General features: G+C 65.3%; 11 protein-coding genes and 1 pseudogene. 6 read left to right on the top strand and 6 right to left on the bottom strand.

Annotated features, from left to right (window positions below; all coding sequences use genetic code 11):
* The first annotated feature begins 138 nt into the window (after positions 1-138).
* From ALC15_RS18575 to mctP, 4 genes are all read left to right on the top strand, one after another.
* On the top strand, positions 139-1,050 hold the full coding sequence (locus ALC15_RS18575; protein ID WP_050628489.1) for a LysR family transcriptional regulator: 912 nt from the start codon (positions 139-141) through the stop codon (positions 1,048-1,050).
* Positions 1,051-1,242: 192 nt separating this feature from the next.
* On the top strand, positions 1,243-2,214 hold the full coding sequence (locus ALC15_RS18580) for a Bug family tripartite tricarboxylate transporter substrate binding protein (RefSeq protein ID WP_050628490.1): 972 nt from the start codon (positions 1,243-1,245) through the stop codon (positions 2,212-2,214).
* A gap of 148 nt (positions 2,215-2,362) precedes the next feature.
* Positions 2,363-2,548: a DUF3311 domain-containing protein gene (locus ALC15_RS18585; protein ID WP_050628491.1), complete on the top strand. Its 186-nt coding sequence runs from the start codon at positions 2,363-2,365 to the stop codon at positions 2,546-2,548.
* A gap of 10 nt (positions 2,549-2,558) precedes the next feature.
* A complete protein-coding gene (mctP, locus tag ALC15_RS18590) occupies positions 2,559-4,049 on the top strand; it encodes a monocarboxylate uptake permease MctP (protein WP_050628492.1) in 1,491 nt (496 codons plus the stop codon).
* On the opposite strand, the gene ALC15_RS18595 is transcribed toward mctP, so the two are convergent.
* Complete coding sequence (locus ALC15_RS18595) at positions 4,020-7,496, bottom strand: indolepyruvate ferredoxin oxidoreductase family protein (protein ID WP_050628493.1); 3,477 nt, start codon at positions 7,494-7,496, stop codon at positions 4,020-4,022. The two genes, mctP and ALC15_RS18595, sit on opposite strands and share 30 nt — an antisense overlap.
* A 156-nt stretch (positions 7,497-7,652) precedes the next feature.
* On the opposite strand from ALC15_RS18595, the gene ALC15_RS18600 reads away from it, so the two are divergent.
* The gene (locus tag ALC15_RS18600) at positions 7,653-8,108 is read left to right on the top strand and encodes an Lrp/AsnC family transcriptional regulator (RefSeq protein WP_050628494.1); all 456 of its coding nucleotides are present in this window, start codon (positions 7,653-7,655) and stop codon (positions 8,106-8,108) included.
* Between the two features lie 198 nt (positions 8,109-8,306).
* Here ALC15_RS18600 and ALC15_RS18605 read toward each other — a convergent pair whose 3' ends face one another.
* Together ALC15_RS18605 and ALC15_RS18610 are read right to left on the bottom strand one after the other, a co-directional pair.
* Positions 8,307-8,804, bottom strand: a complete 498-nt coding sequence (locus ALC15_RS18605; RefSeq protein ID WP_050628495.1) for a hypothetical protein — start codon at positions 8,802-8,804, stop codon at positions 8,307-8,309.
* A 74-nt stretch (positions 8,805-8,878) separates the two neighbouring features.
* Entirely contained in the window at positions 8,879-9,298 is a 420-nt protein-coding gene (locus ALC15_RS18610; protein ID WP_244486139.1) for a hypothetical protein, read from the bottom strand.
* A gap of 123 nt (positions 9,299-9,421) precedes the next feature.
* Here ALC15_RS18610 and ALC15_RS18615 point away from each other — a divergent pair, with 123 nt between their 5' ends.
* Positions 9,422-10,342, top strand: a complete 921-nt coding sequence (locus ALC15_RS18615; protein ID WP_050628497.1) for a LysR family transcriptional regulator — start codon at positions 9,422-9,424, stop codon at positions 10,340-10,342.
* 337 nt (positions 10,343-10,679) lie between these two features.
* Here the strand turns inward: ALC15_RS18615 and ALC15_RS18620 are convergent, their stop codons facing one another.
* The 3 genes and pseudogenes from ALC15_RS18620 to ALC15_RS18630 all read right to left on the bottom strand — a co-directional run bounded on the left by ALC15_RS18620 (position 10,680) and on the right by ALC15_RS18630 (position 13,919).
* Positions 10,680-11,465, bottom strand: coding sequence for a fumarylacetoacetate hydrolase family protein (locus tag ALC15_RS18620; RefSeq protein WP_050628498.1), 786 nt, complete (start codon positions 11,463-11,465; stop codon positions 10,680-10,682).
* A 13-nt stretch (positions 11,466-11,478) separates the two neighbouring features.
* Positions 11,479-12,842, bottom strand: a pseudogene (locus tag ALC15_RS18625) (LLM class flavin-dependent oxidoreductase).
* A gap of 24 nt (positions 12,843-12,866) precedes the next feature.
* Positions 12,867-13,919, bottom strand: coding sequence for an Ldh family oxidoreductase (locus tag ALC15_RS18630; RefSeq protein WP_050628499.1), 1,053 nt, complete (start codon positions 13,917-13,919; stop codon positions 12,867-12,869).
* Between the last annotated feature and the right edge of the window lie 291 nt (positions 13,920-14,210).

Below are 14,210 nucleotides of genomic sequence, written 5' to 3' on the forward strand. Positions count from 1 at the left end.
GTCTCCTGGCCGAACATCTTGCGTCCTTCCAGAAAGGGCGCCGGTTACGGCCTTAGATGCAATGTCCTCCCCGCTGTGATAATCCCGATAAAACTGGAAGCATTATCAAGCCAGCGCTGATAATCCGGACCCTGCCGCATGGATCGCCTGACCAGTTTGACCGCGTTCGTCCGGGTCGTGGATTCCGGCGGCTTTTCCGCGGCCGGCCGCAAGCTCAACATGTCCACGACGATGGTGAGCAACCACGTGCAGTCGCTGGAGGACCGGCTCGGCGCCCGGCTGCTCAACCGCACCACGCGCAAGGTCAGCCTGACCGAGGTCGGCCAGGCCTACTACGACCGCTGCATCCAGATCCTCGCCGACATCGAACAGGCCGACGAGGTCGCCGGCGCGCAGCAATCGGTGCCGCGCGGCACGCTGCGGATTTTCACCAACACCCATCTGGTCCAATTCCTGTCGCCCGCGGTGGCCGAGTTCCTCGCGACCTATCCCGAGGTCAAAGTCGATCTCACCATCGGCGAGCGCAACGCCGACCTGATCGACGAGAATTACGATCTCGCGGTGCGCATGACCCCGCCGCCGGACTCCAGCCTGATCGTGCGCACCATCGCGACCTGGCGCCACGTGCTGTGCGCGTCGCACGGCTATATCGCGCAACACGGCAAGCCCGACCAGCTCGCCGATCTCGCGGCGCGCAACTGCATGCGCCACGCCAACTACCCCTATGGCGACGACTGGCACTTCACCGATCGCAGGGGCACACCGGCTGCGGTGCGGGTTACGGGCAACCTCGTCTCCAACAGCGGCGAGACGCTGAAGCTCGCTGCGCTCGCCGGCGTCGGTGTCTTCCTCGCGGCGGGCTTCCTGGTCCGCGACGAGCTGGAGTCCGGACAATTGGTGCGGCTGCTGCCCGAGTACCGGCCGGTTGAGCTCACCATGAACGCGATCTATCCGCATCGCCATCATCTCTCGGCCAAGGTGCGCACCTTCATCGATCTCCTGGTGCGCCACGCGACCGAGCAGCAGAAGCTGATCAATCCGTATTCGTGAGACGGTGTAACCGTCTTTGTGCGAAGGACGTACTCCGATCTCTCCCCGTCATCCTTCGAGGCTCGCAAGAGCTTGCTCCGCAGGATGACGGGTCTAGCGGGGCACCGCTCATCCGCTGGTCATGACCGCCCGGCATCCCTTGCATGGCATGTGCGTGTATCAAGAATGCACCGTCTGCCGCCGGGGCCTGCCATGCCGCTTCGTCTCCTCGCATCGTTTCTGTTCGCGCTCGCAGCATCCGTGCTGCTGCACACGCCTGCACGCGCCGCCTATCCCGACCACGTCGTCAAGATCGTGGTGCCGTTCGCGCCGGGCGGCGGCACCGACGTCGTGGCGCGCACGCTGGCGCAGGAAATGCAGAAGGATCTCGGCGTCACGGTCATCATCGAGAACAAGCCGGGCGCGGGCACCATCATCGGCACGCAGAGCGTCGCCGCGAGCCCACCCGACGGCTACACGCTGCTGATGGCGACCTTCGCCAACGCGGTCAACCCGAGTCTCTACCGCAAGCTGCCCTATGATCCGCACAAGGACCTTGCGCCGGTGGCGCTGGTGGCGCGCTCGTTCAACGTCGTGGTGGTCAATCCGTCCTCGCCGATCAAGTCGATCGCGGACCTGATCGCAGTCGCCAAGGCCGATCCGGAAAAGCTGTCCTACGGAACCTACGGCACCGGCACCTCGGCGCATCTCGCCGGTGAGTTGTTCAAGCACATGGCCGGCGTCAACCTGACCACCGTGCCCTACAAGGGCGCCGCGCCAGGGATCACCGACCTGTTGGGCGGCCAGATCCAGGTGATGTTCACGACCGTCGCAAGCTGCGCGTCGCTGGTCGAGGCCGGGCAGCTGCGCGCGATCGCCGTGACCTCGACCGAGCGCTCGCCGTCGTTCCCGAAATTGCCAACCGTGTCGGAAGCCGGTGTACCCGGCTACGCGGCGGAATCCTGGTACGGGCTTTACGCACCTGCGAACACGCCTCCCGACATCATCGACCGCCTCAACAAATCAGCCGCCAGGGCGGTGCAGGCGGCGGCCTTCAGGAAGCTCAGCGTCAATGAGGGCCTCGTGATGGTCGCTGCACCGCCCGCAGACCTCGACCGCTATTTTGCTGGCGAGGAGGTGCGCTGGCGCAAGGTGATTGAGGACGCCGGTATCAAGGCGGACTAGACTGCCGCCCGGGACGCCGATCACATCTTTTTGCATCGCCATGCCGCAACCGTGATTCTAGACGCAACGAATGGTTCCTGGGGTCGTTGATGACGGGACGCCGGCAACACCGCCGGTTTGGATCAGGCCTCGGGCTGGGGAGTGAACCATGTGGATTCTGTTGCTGCTGCCGTTCATCGGCTTGCTATGGGTGCCGTTCTATAATTTTGCCGAGCCGTCGCTGTTCGGCTTTCCCTTCTTCTACTGGTACCAGCTCGCCTGGGTGCCGATCTCCTCGCTCTTGATCTGGCTGGTCTATCGCAGCCGCCGGCCCGATGCCGACGAGCAGCGGTGAGGGGGCAGCCATGACCGATCATATCGCCTGGGTGGCGCTTTCCGTCTTCATCTTCTTCTTCGCGCTCGTCACCGTGATGGGCTTCTTCGCCGCGCGCTGGAAATCCGGCCCGGTGAACGAGCATCTCGACGAATGGGGCCTCGGCGGCCGCCAGTTCGGCACCTGGATCACCTGGTTCCTGGTCGGCGGCGATTTCTACACCGCCTACACCGTGATCGCGGTGCCGGCGCTGGTCTATGCGGTCGGCGCCTACGGCTTCTTCGCGCTGCCCTACACCATCATCGTGTATCCCTTCGTGTTCGCCGTGATGCCGGTGCTGTGGAAGAAGGCGCATGCCAACGGCTATGTCACCGCCGCGGATGTGGTCCACGGCGCCTACGGTTCGCGTGCGCTCGAGCTCGCGGTGGCGCTGACCGGCCTGGTCGCGACCATGCCCTATATCGCGTTGCAGCTGATCGGCATGGAGGTCGTGATCAAGGCGATGGGCCTGACCGGCGAGCTGCCGATCATCGCCGCCTTCGTGATCCTCGCGCTCTATACCTACAGTTCCGGCCTGCGTGCACCGGCGCTGATCGCCTTCGTCAAGGACATCATGATCTACATCGTGGTGCTGACGGCGGTGGTGGTGGTGCCCTCGAAGCTCGGCGGCTATGGCGCGGTGTTCTCGGCCGCCAACGACGCCTTCACAGCCAAGGGCGGCGCCACTGGCTTGACGCTGAAGGGCGCGCAATATCTGCCCTATGCGACGCTGGCGCTCGGCTCGGCGCTGGCCGCCTTCATGTATCCGCACACGCTGACCGGCATCTTCGCTTCGAAGTCGGCGGATACCATCCGCAAGAACGCGATCCTGCTGCCGGCCTATACACTGCTGCTCGGCCTGATCGCGCTGCTCGGCTACATGGCCTATGCCGCAGGGATCAAGGTGACGTCGCCGAACGACGTGGTGCCGACGCTGTTCAAGACGTTGTTCCCGGAATGGTTCGCAGGCTTCGCGTTCTCGGCGATCGCGATCGGCGCGCTGGTGCCGGCGGCGGTGATGAGCATCGGCGCCGCCAACCTGTTCACCCGCAATGTCTGGAAGCACTATGTCAATCCCGGCATCTCGCATGCCGGTGAGGCGTCGGTGGCGAAGATCACCTCGCTGGTGGTGAAGGTCGGCGCGCTCGCCTTCATCCTGTTCTTGCCGACGCAATATGCACTCGACCTGCAACTGCTCGGCGGCCTCTGGATCGTGCAGACACTGCCGGCGCTGGTGTTCGGCCTGTTCACCGTCTGGTTCCGCGCCGAGGGCCTGCTGCTCGGCTGGGCGGTCGGCATCGGCTGGGGCACCTACACGGCGTGGAGCAACGGGCTGAAGCCGCTGGCCAGCATCTCGCTCGGCGATACCAGCTATACCTTCTATGTCGGGCTCGGCGCGCTCTTGCTCAACATCGTGGTGGCGGTGATCGCGACCGTCCTGGCCGGGTTGATCTCACCCGCCAAGCGCGGCGCGGCGGCCTGAGCCATCGTGCGTATCTGACGGGGCGGAGGCAAGAAGCGCGGTGAGCCGCGCCACCTCCGCCCTGGTCTTGTCGATCGCGGCGTCCTTCACCGGCCCATAGCCGCGGATCTCCATCGGCGCCTTTGCGATTGCGACCAGGTCGGGCAGGCGCGCCGCATCGAGCTTGCCGAGCAGTGTTTCGATCAGCGCCTCGTACCACGTGATCAGCTCACGCTCGGCGCGGCGCTCCGCGGTGTAGCCGAATACGTCGAACGGCGTGCCGCGCAGCACCTTCAGTCGCGCGAGCAGACGCAACGGCGTCTGGATCCACTGCCCGAACGCGCGCTTCCTCGGCCGTCCGCGCGCGTCGCGCCGCGCCGGCAGCAACGGCGGCGCAAGGTGGTATTGCACCGTGAAGTCGCCGTCGAACTTATGCTTGAGCTCGTCGAGGAAGCCGGTCTGCATATGGAGCCGCGCCACCTCATATTCGTCCTTGTAGGCCATCAGCTTGAACAGCGAGCGGGCAACGGCGTCGGCGAGAGTGTCGCTCCCGAACGACGCCTCGGCGCGGCGCACGCGATCGACCGTTGCGCGGTAGCGCGCGGCATACGCGTCGTCCTGGTAATCGCGCAGGAAATCGGCGCGGCGCGCGATCATCTGCTCCAGCGTCTCGGGAACATTGGCCGCAACATCGTCTGGCTTCGGTAGGAAGTCCGGATCGGCAAGCGCGAGCCGTCCCCAGGCCAGCGCCTGCTTGTTGCGCTCGACGGCGACGCCGTTCAGCTCGATCGCGCGCGTCACCGCGTCCAGCGACACCGGCACCAGGCCCTGTTGCCAGGCGAAGCCGAGCATCATGATGTTGGCGAACACGCTGTCGCCGAGCAGTCGTTCGGCCAGAGCATTCGCGTCGATGGTGGTGAGGTTGCCGGAGCCGATCACCCGCTCGATGGCGCGCAAGCGAACAGGCGAGGCGAGGTCGGCATCGCGGAAGCGCACCACGTCGCCGGTCGGCATCTCCGCGGTGTTGACCGCAGCGCGCATGCCCTTGCGGTAGGTGCCGGACGCCTTGGCCGACGAGCTCACCACGAGATCGCAGCCGACCAGCGCGTCGGCTGCGCCCTGGTCGATCCGCACCTGATGCAGCGCGCCGGGCGTGGCCGCAAGCCGCAGGAAGCTCAGCACCGGACCGAACTTCTGCGCAAAGCCGGTGAAGTCGAGCACCGAGACGCCGCGCCGCTCGAGATGCGCGGCCATCGCGATCAGCGCGCCGACCGTGATGACGCCGGTGCCGCCGACGCCGGTGACGAGAAGATCATAGGGCTTGTCGAGCGCCGCGAACTCCGGCGCCGGCAGCATTGCGGCGCGCGCCAGCGGATCGATTGCGCTCGCACTCTTGGCCCGCCGCTTGCCGCCCTCGATGGTGACGAAGCTCGGGCAGAAGCCGTTGAGGCAGGAAAAGTCCTTGTTGCAGGTCGAGAGGTTGATCTTGCGCTTGCGGCCGAACGGCGTCTCCTTCGGCTCGACGCTGAGGCAGTTGGATTCCACCGAGCAGTCGCCGCAGCCTTCGCAGACGAGGTCGTTGATATAGGCGAAGCGTTGGGGATCGGCGATCGTGCCACGCTTGCGGCGGCGGCGCTTCTCGGTGGCGCAGGTCTGCTGATAGATCAGTACGGTGACGCCGGAAATTTCGCGCAGCTCGCGCTGCACGGCGTCCATCTCCCCTCGCGGATGAATCGTGACGCCAACCGGCAGATCGGCCGGCGAGAAATGCTTGGGGTCGTCCGAAACCAGCGCGATGCGTGAGACGCCCTCGGCGCGGACGGAGTGCGCGATCGCCTGCACGCTGACCGGCCCGTCCACCGGCTGGCCGCCGGTCATCGCCACCGCGTCGTTGAACAGGATCTTGTAGGTGATATTGGCTTTGGCTGCGATCGCCTGCCGGATCGCCATCGAGCCGGAGTGATAGTAAGTGCCTTCGCCGAGATTCTGGAACACGTGGCTGTTGCCGGTGAATTTCGACGACGCCGCCCAGTTGACGCCTTCGCCGCCCATCTGGATCAGCGACGAGGTCTCGCGGTCCATCCAGCTCGCCATGAAGTGGCAGCCGATGCCGGCCAGCGCTTTCGAGCCCTCGGGCACTTTCGTCGACGTGTTGTGCGGGCAGCCCGAGCAGAAATACGGCGTGCGCGTCGCGCCCGGCACCGCGATGCTCCGATCCGGTTCCGGCACCAGCGCAGCGGCGCGGCGCGCGAGCTGAAGTTCGGGAAACATCGGATCGAGCCGCCGCGCCAGCACATCGGCCAGCATCCGCGGCGACAACTCGCCGGTCCAGGAGATCAGCCGTGCGCCACGCTCGTCATGCTTGCCGACCATCCGCTCCGGCTTGGCGCCGGGATAGTCGTAGAAATATTCCTTGAACTGGCTCTCGATGATGCCGCGCTTCTCCTCGACCACCAATATCTCGCGCTTGCCGGTCACGAACTCCATCGCGTCGTGCAGCGCCAGCGGCCACACCATGCCGACCTTGTAGATGTCGATGCCGAAGCGGCGGCATGCGGCCTCGTCGAGGCCGACCAGCCGCAACGCCTCCATCAAATCGAGATGCGCCTTGCCTGTGGTGACGATGCCGTAGGTTGCGCCCTTGATGTCGTAGATGCGACGGTCGATCGGATTGGCTTTTGCAAACGCGTAGACCGCGTGCTTCTTCGCCTCCAGCCGCTCCTCGATCTGCGGGCCCGGCAGATCCGGCCAGCGATAATGCAGGCCGCCCGGCGGCGGCACGAAATCCGGCTGTATGAAGCGGCGCGGTGCGGGCAGCTCAACCGAGGCGCCGGACTCGACGATCTCCGAGATCGCCTTGAAGCCGACCCACATGCCGGAAAATCGGCTGAGCGCGTAGCCGTACTCGCCGAACGCGAGATATTCGCTGACATCGGCCGGGTGCAGCGTCGGCATGAACCAGCTCATGAAGGCGACATCGGACTGGTGCGGCATCGAGGATGACACGCAGCCATGATCGTCGCCGGCGACGACCAGCACGCCGCCATGCGGCGAGGAGCCATAGGCATTGCCGTGCTTCAACGCATCGCCCGAGCGATCGACGCCGGGACCCTTGCCGTACCACAGCCCGAACACGCCATCGACCTCGCGGTCCCTCTGCGTCTCGACCTGCTGCGAGCCGAGCACCGCGGTTGCGGCGAGGTCCTCGTTCACCGCGGGCAGGAACTCGATGCGGCTGTCCTCGAGCAGTTGCTTGATCTTCCACAGTTCGAGATCGACGCCGCCGAGCGGCGAGCCGCGATAGCCGGAGATGAAGCCCGCAGTGTTCAGTCCGCTCGCGCGGTCGCGCCTGATCTGATCGAGCGCGACGCGGACGATCGCCTGCGTGCCGGTCAGGAAGACCCGGCCGCGTTCCCTGCTGTAGCGCTCGGACAACTGGTAAGCGTCGAGCAGCGGCATCTGTCCCATGGGTGACCCTTTCGGGAATCGAAATGTCTGATCGGACAAGGCTATGCCCTGACGCCTGGTAGGTCTTACCTATCCGTTCTCCATCAGGCTCAAATTCGGTAGAAGATTGTCCAAGACGTCATGATTTGGTAGATTTTACCGAAATGGAGCTTATCGATGGTCGAAGAGCAAGACGAGCGAATTCTCGCCGAACTGCAAAAGGACGGCCGCGCCACCAACCAGCAACTCGCGGAAATTGTCGGGATGTCGACCTCGGCGTGCTGGCGCCGGGTCCGTGCGCTGGAAGAGTCCGGCGTTATTTCAGGCTATTCGGCGCTGGTGGCGCGCGAGCGCGCCGGCTTTGCGACCTCGGCGATCCTGCACGTCTCGCTCGAGCGGCACGACGTCAAATTCGTCGACGAGTTCGTTGCGCGGGTGATGCAGCGCCGCGAGGTGCTCGAATGCTTCGCGACAACAGGCGACGCCGACTATCATCTGCGCGTCGTCGTGCGCGACATGGACGCCTACAATAGATTCCTGGACGAATTCATGTTCCGCATCCCCGGCATCCGCCACGTCCGCACCAACGTGATCCTGAAGGAGATCAAGACCGGCGTGGCGCTGCCGTTTTGAGGTTGGTGCCGCTAGCCGTGCCACAAGCGCGCCGTCGTCCCGGCCTAGTGCGCAATTGCGCACGGGGGCCGGGACCCATAACCACGAATGCGTGTTGTTGAGCAGAACCGGAACGACGAATCCCGACCACGACATCGGCCGCGGAGTATGGGTCCCGGCCTGCGCCCGGACGATGTTGATGGAGCGTTGCGCTCCGCACTACGCCTCTGCCTTCTCGGCCCGCATCAGCAGCATGAACACCATCACGTGGCTGACCAGCAGCAACGGCACATACAGTGCCGGAATATAGATGCCGGCGCCGAACAGGCCGGGATCCGCGTTCTTCGTCGCGCCCATGTAATAGGCGTTGAGCAGATCCAGCGTGCCCCAGATATTGAAGAGCCAGACGATCGGGATGGCGATCGGCCAGCGCCACGACAGGGCTGCCATCGCGAGCAGCGCGAGAACGGCAGCGGTCAGATCGCCCCAGCCGACCGCGCCGGCAAACACCGGATTCACCTGCGGCGACACGAAGCCGGTGACCAGGAAGTTCATTCCGAGAAACCGGAAGGCATGGAAAGCCGCGAGCAGCCGGAGCGCCTCTTGGCGCGGCATCGTGCGGAGCGCCGGCCAGACATAGGTTGAGGCCACCACGGCGCTCGCCAGAAACGCTCCGGCTACGCTGAGCAGGAATGGAATGTTGAGACTGATCGGCACGGCCGGCGTCCTCTGTTGGTCGATCCGGAGAGAGAGGTCGAACCCGTCGATCGGGTCCGACCTCGGCGCGGTGCTCAGGGCTTGCCAACCAGCAGGCGGAGCGGCAGCAGCGGACCGACCGCGATGTAGTCGTGGTCCATGATATCAAGCTTGGACAATGGCAGGCCCTCCATGATCGCGTGCGCCTCGGAGGTGTCCTTGGCATCGAGCAGGAAGACGACGCCGCGCCCGTCGGACCGCGAATACCATTCGCGAACCTTGCCGTTGAGATAGAGCTGCACGGTCTGGCGGATTTCATCCGGCATCACGGCCATCACTTGCTCGCGGGTGATGCCCGGCTTGACGGTCAGGATGACCATCACGCCGGTGGTGATGGTGGAAATGGCTTGTGCTTGTCCTTGAGCCTGTGCTTGGGCGGGGGATGGAGCGGTCATGGAGGTGGCGCCTATCAGAGTGAGGGTGAGGGCGAAGATTGTGTGACGGATTGCTTTCATCGGTCGCATGTCTCCGTTCACGACTGAGGTCGTGATGTCGCGTCGATCAGCGCGCGTCGCGCTGTCGCTTCCGATCTAGGGCGGCTTTCCGCGGAGGACTATTCGCGATAATGTTGACGGGCCATGAAGCAGAACTTCACAGTCCGGCAGGGCGCGCTCGACGGCGTGGAGGCGTTTCTCAGCGTCGCCCAGCACCGCAGCTTTCGCCGCGCGGCGACCGAGCTCGCGGTCACACCGTCGGCGATCAGCCAGGCGGTGCGCGCGCTCGAGGCGCGCCTCGGCGCGGTGCTGTTCATCCGCACGACCCGCAGCGTCGGCCTCACCGAGGCCGGCGAGCGCTTCCTGGCGCGCGCGCGGCCGGCGTTCGAGGAACTGGTTGCCGCAAGCGGGGCCGCGCGCGAGCTCGGGCAGAAGCCGGCCGGGCTGCTGCGCCTCACCGTGCCGCGCTCGGTGGTGCCGATCCTGCTGGAGCCGCTGATCGCCTCGTTCTGCAAGGCCTATCCCGAGATCGAGGTCGAGCTCGCCGCCAGCGAAGAGCTGATCGACCTCGCCGCCGGAGGTTTCGATGCCGGCATCCGGATGGGCCAGTTCATCAACCCGGACATGGTCGCGGTGCGCCTGACCAAGCCGTTCCCGTTCGCCATCGTCGGCAGCCCGGACTATCTCGCGCGCCGCGGCCGGCCGAAGCGTCCGGACGATTTGCGCAATCACGCCTGCCTGCGGTTGCGGCGCTCGAACGGCGGGCTGGCGCCATGGTCGCTGAACGACAATGGCCGCTCGATCGAACTTGCCGTATCCGGATCCTTCATCGGCCACGATTTCCCGACGCTGGTCGGCGCGGCCATCGAAGGCGTCGGACTGGCTCAGGTGCCCGCGCCGCTGATATCAGGCGCGGTAAAGGAGAAGAAGCTGGTCCGCGTGCTCGACGCATTCGCGACGACGACGCCGGGCGTGTTTCTCTACTATCCCGGCCACCGCCAGATACTGCCGAAGCTGCGCGCCTTCATCGATCACGTGAAGAGCCGGCCGGGGGCGGTGCGCTAGCTCGAATCTGGGATGGGTTTCGCTGCGTTCCCACCTACGCTTGTCATCGTCCGGCTCGACCGGGCGATCCAGTACGCCGCGGCTTCTCCGCTCAAGCGCGACTGTCTCTGGAATACTGGATCACCGCATGCGCCTTCGCGGGTGATGACACCGAACCACATATTCGTTGTCGTCCCAGCGAAAGCAGGGACCCATAACCACGAAGGGTTATTGATGCGCGATGTTGGAACGGCGAGTCCCTTTAACAAGGTCCGCCGCGGCGTATGGGTCCCTGCTTTCGCCGGGACGACACCGGGTATGGAGCACGCGCGTCAGCAATAACGAGGAGCCGCCCGCCTCACATCTTCTCCTTCACGAACCTGTTCCGCAACGTTCCGATGCCGGTGATGTCGATCTCCACTACGTCGCCGTCCTTCAAATCAGGCGAGGCGCCGTCGGTGCCCATCCAGATCACGTCGCCGGGCGACAGCGTGAAGTATTTGGTCAGCTCGACCAGGAAGGGCACAATGCCGAAGATCATCTCGTTGGTGCGGAAGCGGCCGGTCTCCTTGCCATTGACGCGGATCGCGGTCTCCATCCGGTCGAGATCGACGTCGGTCTCGATCCACGGGCCCATCGGCTTGAAGGTGTCGGCATTCTTCGACCGCCATAGCCCGCGATCGGCCTTCTGCCAGTTGCGCTCGGAGACGTCGTTGCCGATCGTGTAGCCGAACACGTAGTCCATCGCATTGGCTTCGGTGAGATGCTTGGCGGTCTTGCCGATCACGACGACGAGCTCGCCCTCGTAATGAATCTTCTCGGTCGCGCTGGCCGGGATCACGACGTTCTCGTCATGGGCGATCAGCGCGTTCTGCGCGCGATAGCCGATCTCGGGACGATCGGGCACGTTCGGCACCGTGCCGGCCTTGTCGGCGGCCTCCTTGAGGTGCTTCAAATAATTCAGCCCGACGCAGTAGAAGGTGCGCGGGATCAGCGGCAGCTCGATCTTGACGTCCTTCAGGGCGTGGGTCTTTGCCGTCTTGCTCCATTCGCCGAACGGATCGCCGTTGACGGTGGTGACGATATCGCCGTCGATGAGACCCCAGGACGTGTTGCCCGCGGCGGTGAATTTCAGCCAGCGCATGATGATATATCCTCTATTCCGCGGCCTGTGCGCGGGTCTTCCAGGCGCCCGCGGCGGGGCGCTTGAGCCCGAGATTTTCCCGCAGCGTCGTGCCGGCGTAGTCCTTGTGGAACAGGCCGCGCTTCTGCAGCTCCGGCACCACGTGATCGACGAAGTCGGCGTAGGAGCCCGGCACGTAGCTCGCCGCGACGACGAAGCCGTCGCAGCCGCGGCCCTCGAACATTTCCTCGAGCCGGTCGGCGATCTCCTTGGGGCCGCCGACCATCGCGTCCTGCACCTGGCCGCGGCCGGAGAAGGTGATGAAGTCGCGGGTCGATGGATTGGTCTTGCCGGAGGTGCGCAGCACGCCGTCGCGGATTCCGAGCATGCCCTGCATGCCCTGCAATTCCTCTGTTGTCAGCGGCTCGTCGATCCCCTTGGCACCGAAATCGAAGTTGAGCCTTCGGCGAGCAGCGACAGCGCGTCGATCTCGAGCGGCAGCTTCTGGATCACCGCCATCCGGTCCTCGGCCTCGGCCTTGGTCGCGGCGGTGACCGGCGTGATCAGGTTGCAGAGGAACATCTGGTCGGGATCGCGGCCGGCCTTGGCAGCTTCGCCACGGATCGCGTCATAGCCCTGCTTGGCGTTGGCAAGGTTGCGCGCCGCGGTGAAGATCACCTCGCCCCAGCGCCCGGCAAAGCGCTGGCCGCGGCCGGAGGCGCCGGCCTGGATCACGACGGGATGGCCCTGCGCTGAGCGCGGCACCGTGAACGGCCCGCGCGAGGTGAAGAACTGCCCCTTGTGGTCGAGCCGCTTCACCTTGGTCGGATCGGCGAAACGGCCGCTTGTCTTGTCGATCACCAGCGAGCCGTCTTCCCAGGCGTCCCAGTGGCCGAGCACCACCTCCATGAACTCGTCGGCGCGGTCGTAGCGGAGATCGTGCTCGAGATGTTGCTCCCGGCCCATGTTGAGCGCTTCGCCGTCATTGACCGACGTCACCACGTTCCAGGCGGCGCGGCCACCTGTCATCAAATCGAGCGTAGCGAAGCGACGGGCGACGTCGAACGGCTCGAAATAGGTGGTGGATGCGGTCGAGGCCAAGCCGAGCTTGGTGGTGACCATGCCCATCGTGGTCAGCACCACGATCGGGTCCATCTTCACACAGCGGATGCCGTATTCGACGGTGTGGGCGTGATCGTTGCCATAGCGGTCGGGCATTGCGAGGCGGTCGTCGAAGAACGCCATGTGGAACTTGCCGCGCTCCAGGATGCGCGCGATTTCCTGGTAATAGTCGGCGGACATCGAGTCATCGCGCGAGTCCGGGTGGCGCCAGGAGCTCGGCAGGTTGGTGCAGTTCTGCGCCTGCAAAAAGCCAACCAGCGCCATTTGCCGTGTCATGTCGTTCTCCTGTGCTCGGATGGTTCAGCGAAGATCGAGCTGGTCGGTCAGCTTGTAGTCGGCGACGAGCGCCTTCAGCTTGTCCCAGGTCGCATCCTCGATCTCGATGCCGTCCTTGCGCCGCTGTTGCTCGCGCAGATGTTCGATCTCGCCCGGATAGAACACGCCGCGGCTCCCTTCCGAGGGCGGCGTCGATTTCAAATAGCGGGCGAAGTCGGCGACTTCCTTCTTGAAATCCTTGAGCGGCCGGAACGCAGCGACGTTGAACGCCGCCATGAAGCAGCCGTCGTTGTGCCGGCCGGTCGGCTCGACACCAAAGCCGAGGCCGGTCAACAGGCCGCACAGCACCTCGACCATCGCGGCAAGGCCGCTTCCCTTGTAGCCCTCGCTGCCGCCGAGCGGCAGCAGCGCGCCGCCCTTGCGATAATCCCTGGGGTCGGTGGTGTCGCGCCCCTCGGCATCGATGATCCAGCCCTTCGGGATCTGCTCGCCGCGCGCCACCGCGAGCTGGATCTTGCCGGCTGCGACCGCCGAGGTCGCCATGTCCAGATAGAACGGCGCCTCGAGATCGGAGGGCACCGCGATCGAGAGCGGATTGGTGCCGAGCCGGGCCTCGCGGCCGCCGAACGGCGCGACATGTTTCGGCGAGCGGCCGGAATCGGCGGCCGCAATCCCGATCATGCCCTCGCGCATCGCCATCAGCGGATAGTGCGCCAGCCGCCCGACATGGCTCTGCCGGAACACGGTGCAGGCGGCGACATTGGCGGTCTTTGCCTTGTTGATGGTCATCTCCATCGCCTTGGCATTGACGTGGAAGCCGAAGCCCCAATGACCGTCGATCACGGTGGTGGTCGGCGTCTCCTGCACCACGGTCCATTTCGCGCCAGGCACGATGTGGCCGGCCTTGATCCGGTCGATATAGGTCGGGATTGCGATCACGCCGTGGGAGTCATGGCCGGCGAGGTTGGCGTTGACGCAGCCGGAGGCGACTGCGCTCGCCTCCTCCTCCGATGCGCCGGCGCCCTTCAGCAGCGCCGCGCCGATGCGCGTGAGACGGTCGGCCTGGACGATCGGCATGGGATTTTCCTCGCGGTCCGCCCGCATGATGAGCGGGTCTTGCTTGCTGTTGTCAGCCGCATGCTCTCAAAGCGCCGAGGTGCGAGCAAGCGCAGAAAATCCGGTCCGCCATACCGCCAGCTGGGTGCTCCGGGCCGAGATTTCACCGAGTGGAACGGGCGCGGTCGCGATGCGGAATTTGGCGGCTCGGACGGCCCAGGCAGGCCCGGGATCCGGGCCCCGCAATCCTCCGCCTCAGGCTGGCACACCGGCGTCCGTAATATCCCGGAAAACGGCCGTCCGCGTTCGTCA

This window comes from Bradyrhizobium viridifuturi, from assembly GCF_001238275.1.
Taxonomy (GTDB): Bacteria; Pseudomonadota; Alphaproteobacteria; order Rhizobiales; family Xanthobacteraceae; genus Bradyrhizobium; species Bradyrhizobium viridifuturi.

Coding starts and splice junctions, on each gene's coding strand:
- ALC15_RS18595 (WP_050628493.1), bottom strand. CDS start 7,496: ATGGGACAGATGCCGCTGCTCGACGCTTACCAGTTGTCCGAGCGCTAC.
- ALC15_RS18630 (WP_050628499.1), bottom strand. CDS start 13,919: ATGCCGATCGTCCAGGCCGACCGTCTCACGCGCATCGGCGCGGCGCTG.
- ALC15_RS18585 (WP_050628491.1), top strand. CDS start 2,363: ATGTGGATTCTGTTGCTGCTGCCGTTCATCGGCTTGCTATGGGTGCCG.
- ALC15_RS18580 (WP_050628490.1), top strand. CDS start 1,243: ATGCCGCTTCGTCTCCTCGCATCGTTTCTGTTCGCGCTCGCAGCATCC.
- mctP (WP_050628492.1), top strand. CDS start 2,559: ATGACCGATCATATCGCCTGGGTGGCGCTTTCCGTCTTCATCTTCTTC.
- ALC15_RS18620 (WP_050628498.1), bottom strand. CDS start 11,465: ATGCGCTGGCTGAAATTCACCGCCGCGGGCAACACGTCCTGGGGTCTC.
- ALC15_RS18615 (WP_050628497.1), top strand. CDS start 9,422: ATGAAGCAGAACTTCACAGTCCGGCAGGGCGCGCTCGACGGCGTGGAG.
- ALC15_RS18600 (WP_050628494.1), top strand. CDS start 7,653: ATGGTCGAAGAGCAAGACGAGCGAATTCTCGCCGAACTGCAAAAGGAC.
- ALC15_RS18610 (WP_244486139.1), bottom strand. CDS start 9,298: ATGAAAGCAATCCGTCACACAATCTTCGCCCTCACCCTCACTCTGATA.
- ALC15_RS18575 (WP_050628489.1), top strand. CDS start 139: ATGGATCGCCTGACCAGTTTGACCGCGTTCGTCCGGGTCGTGGATTCC.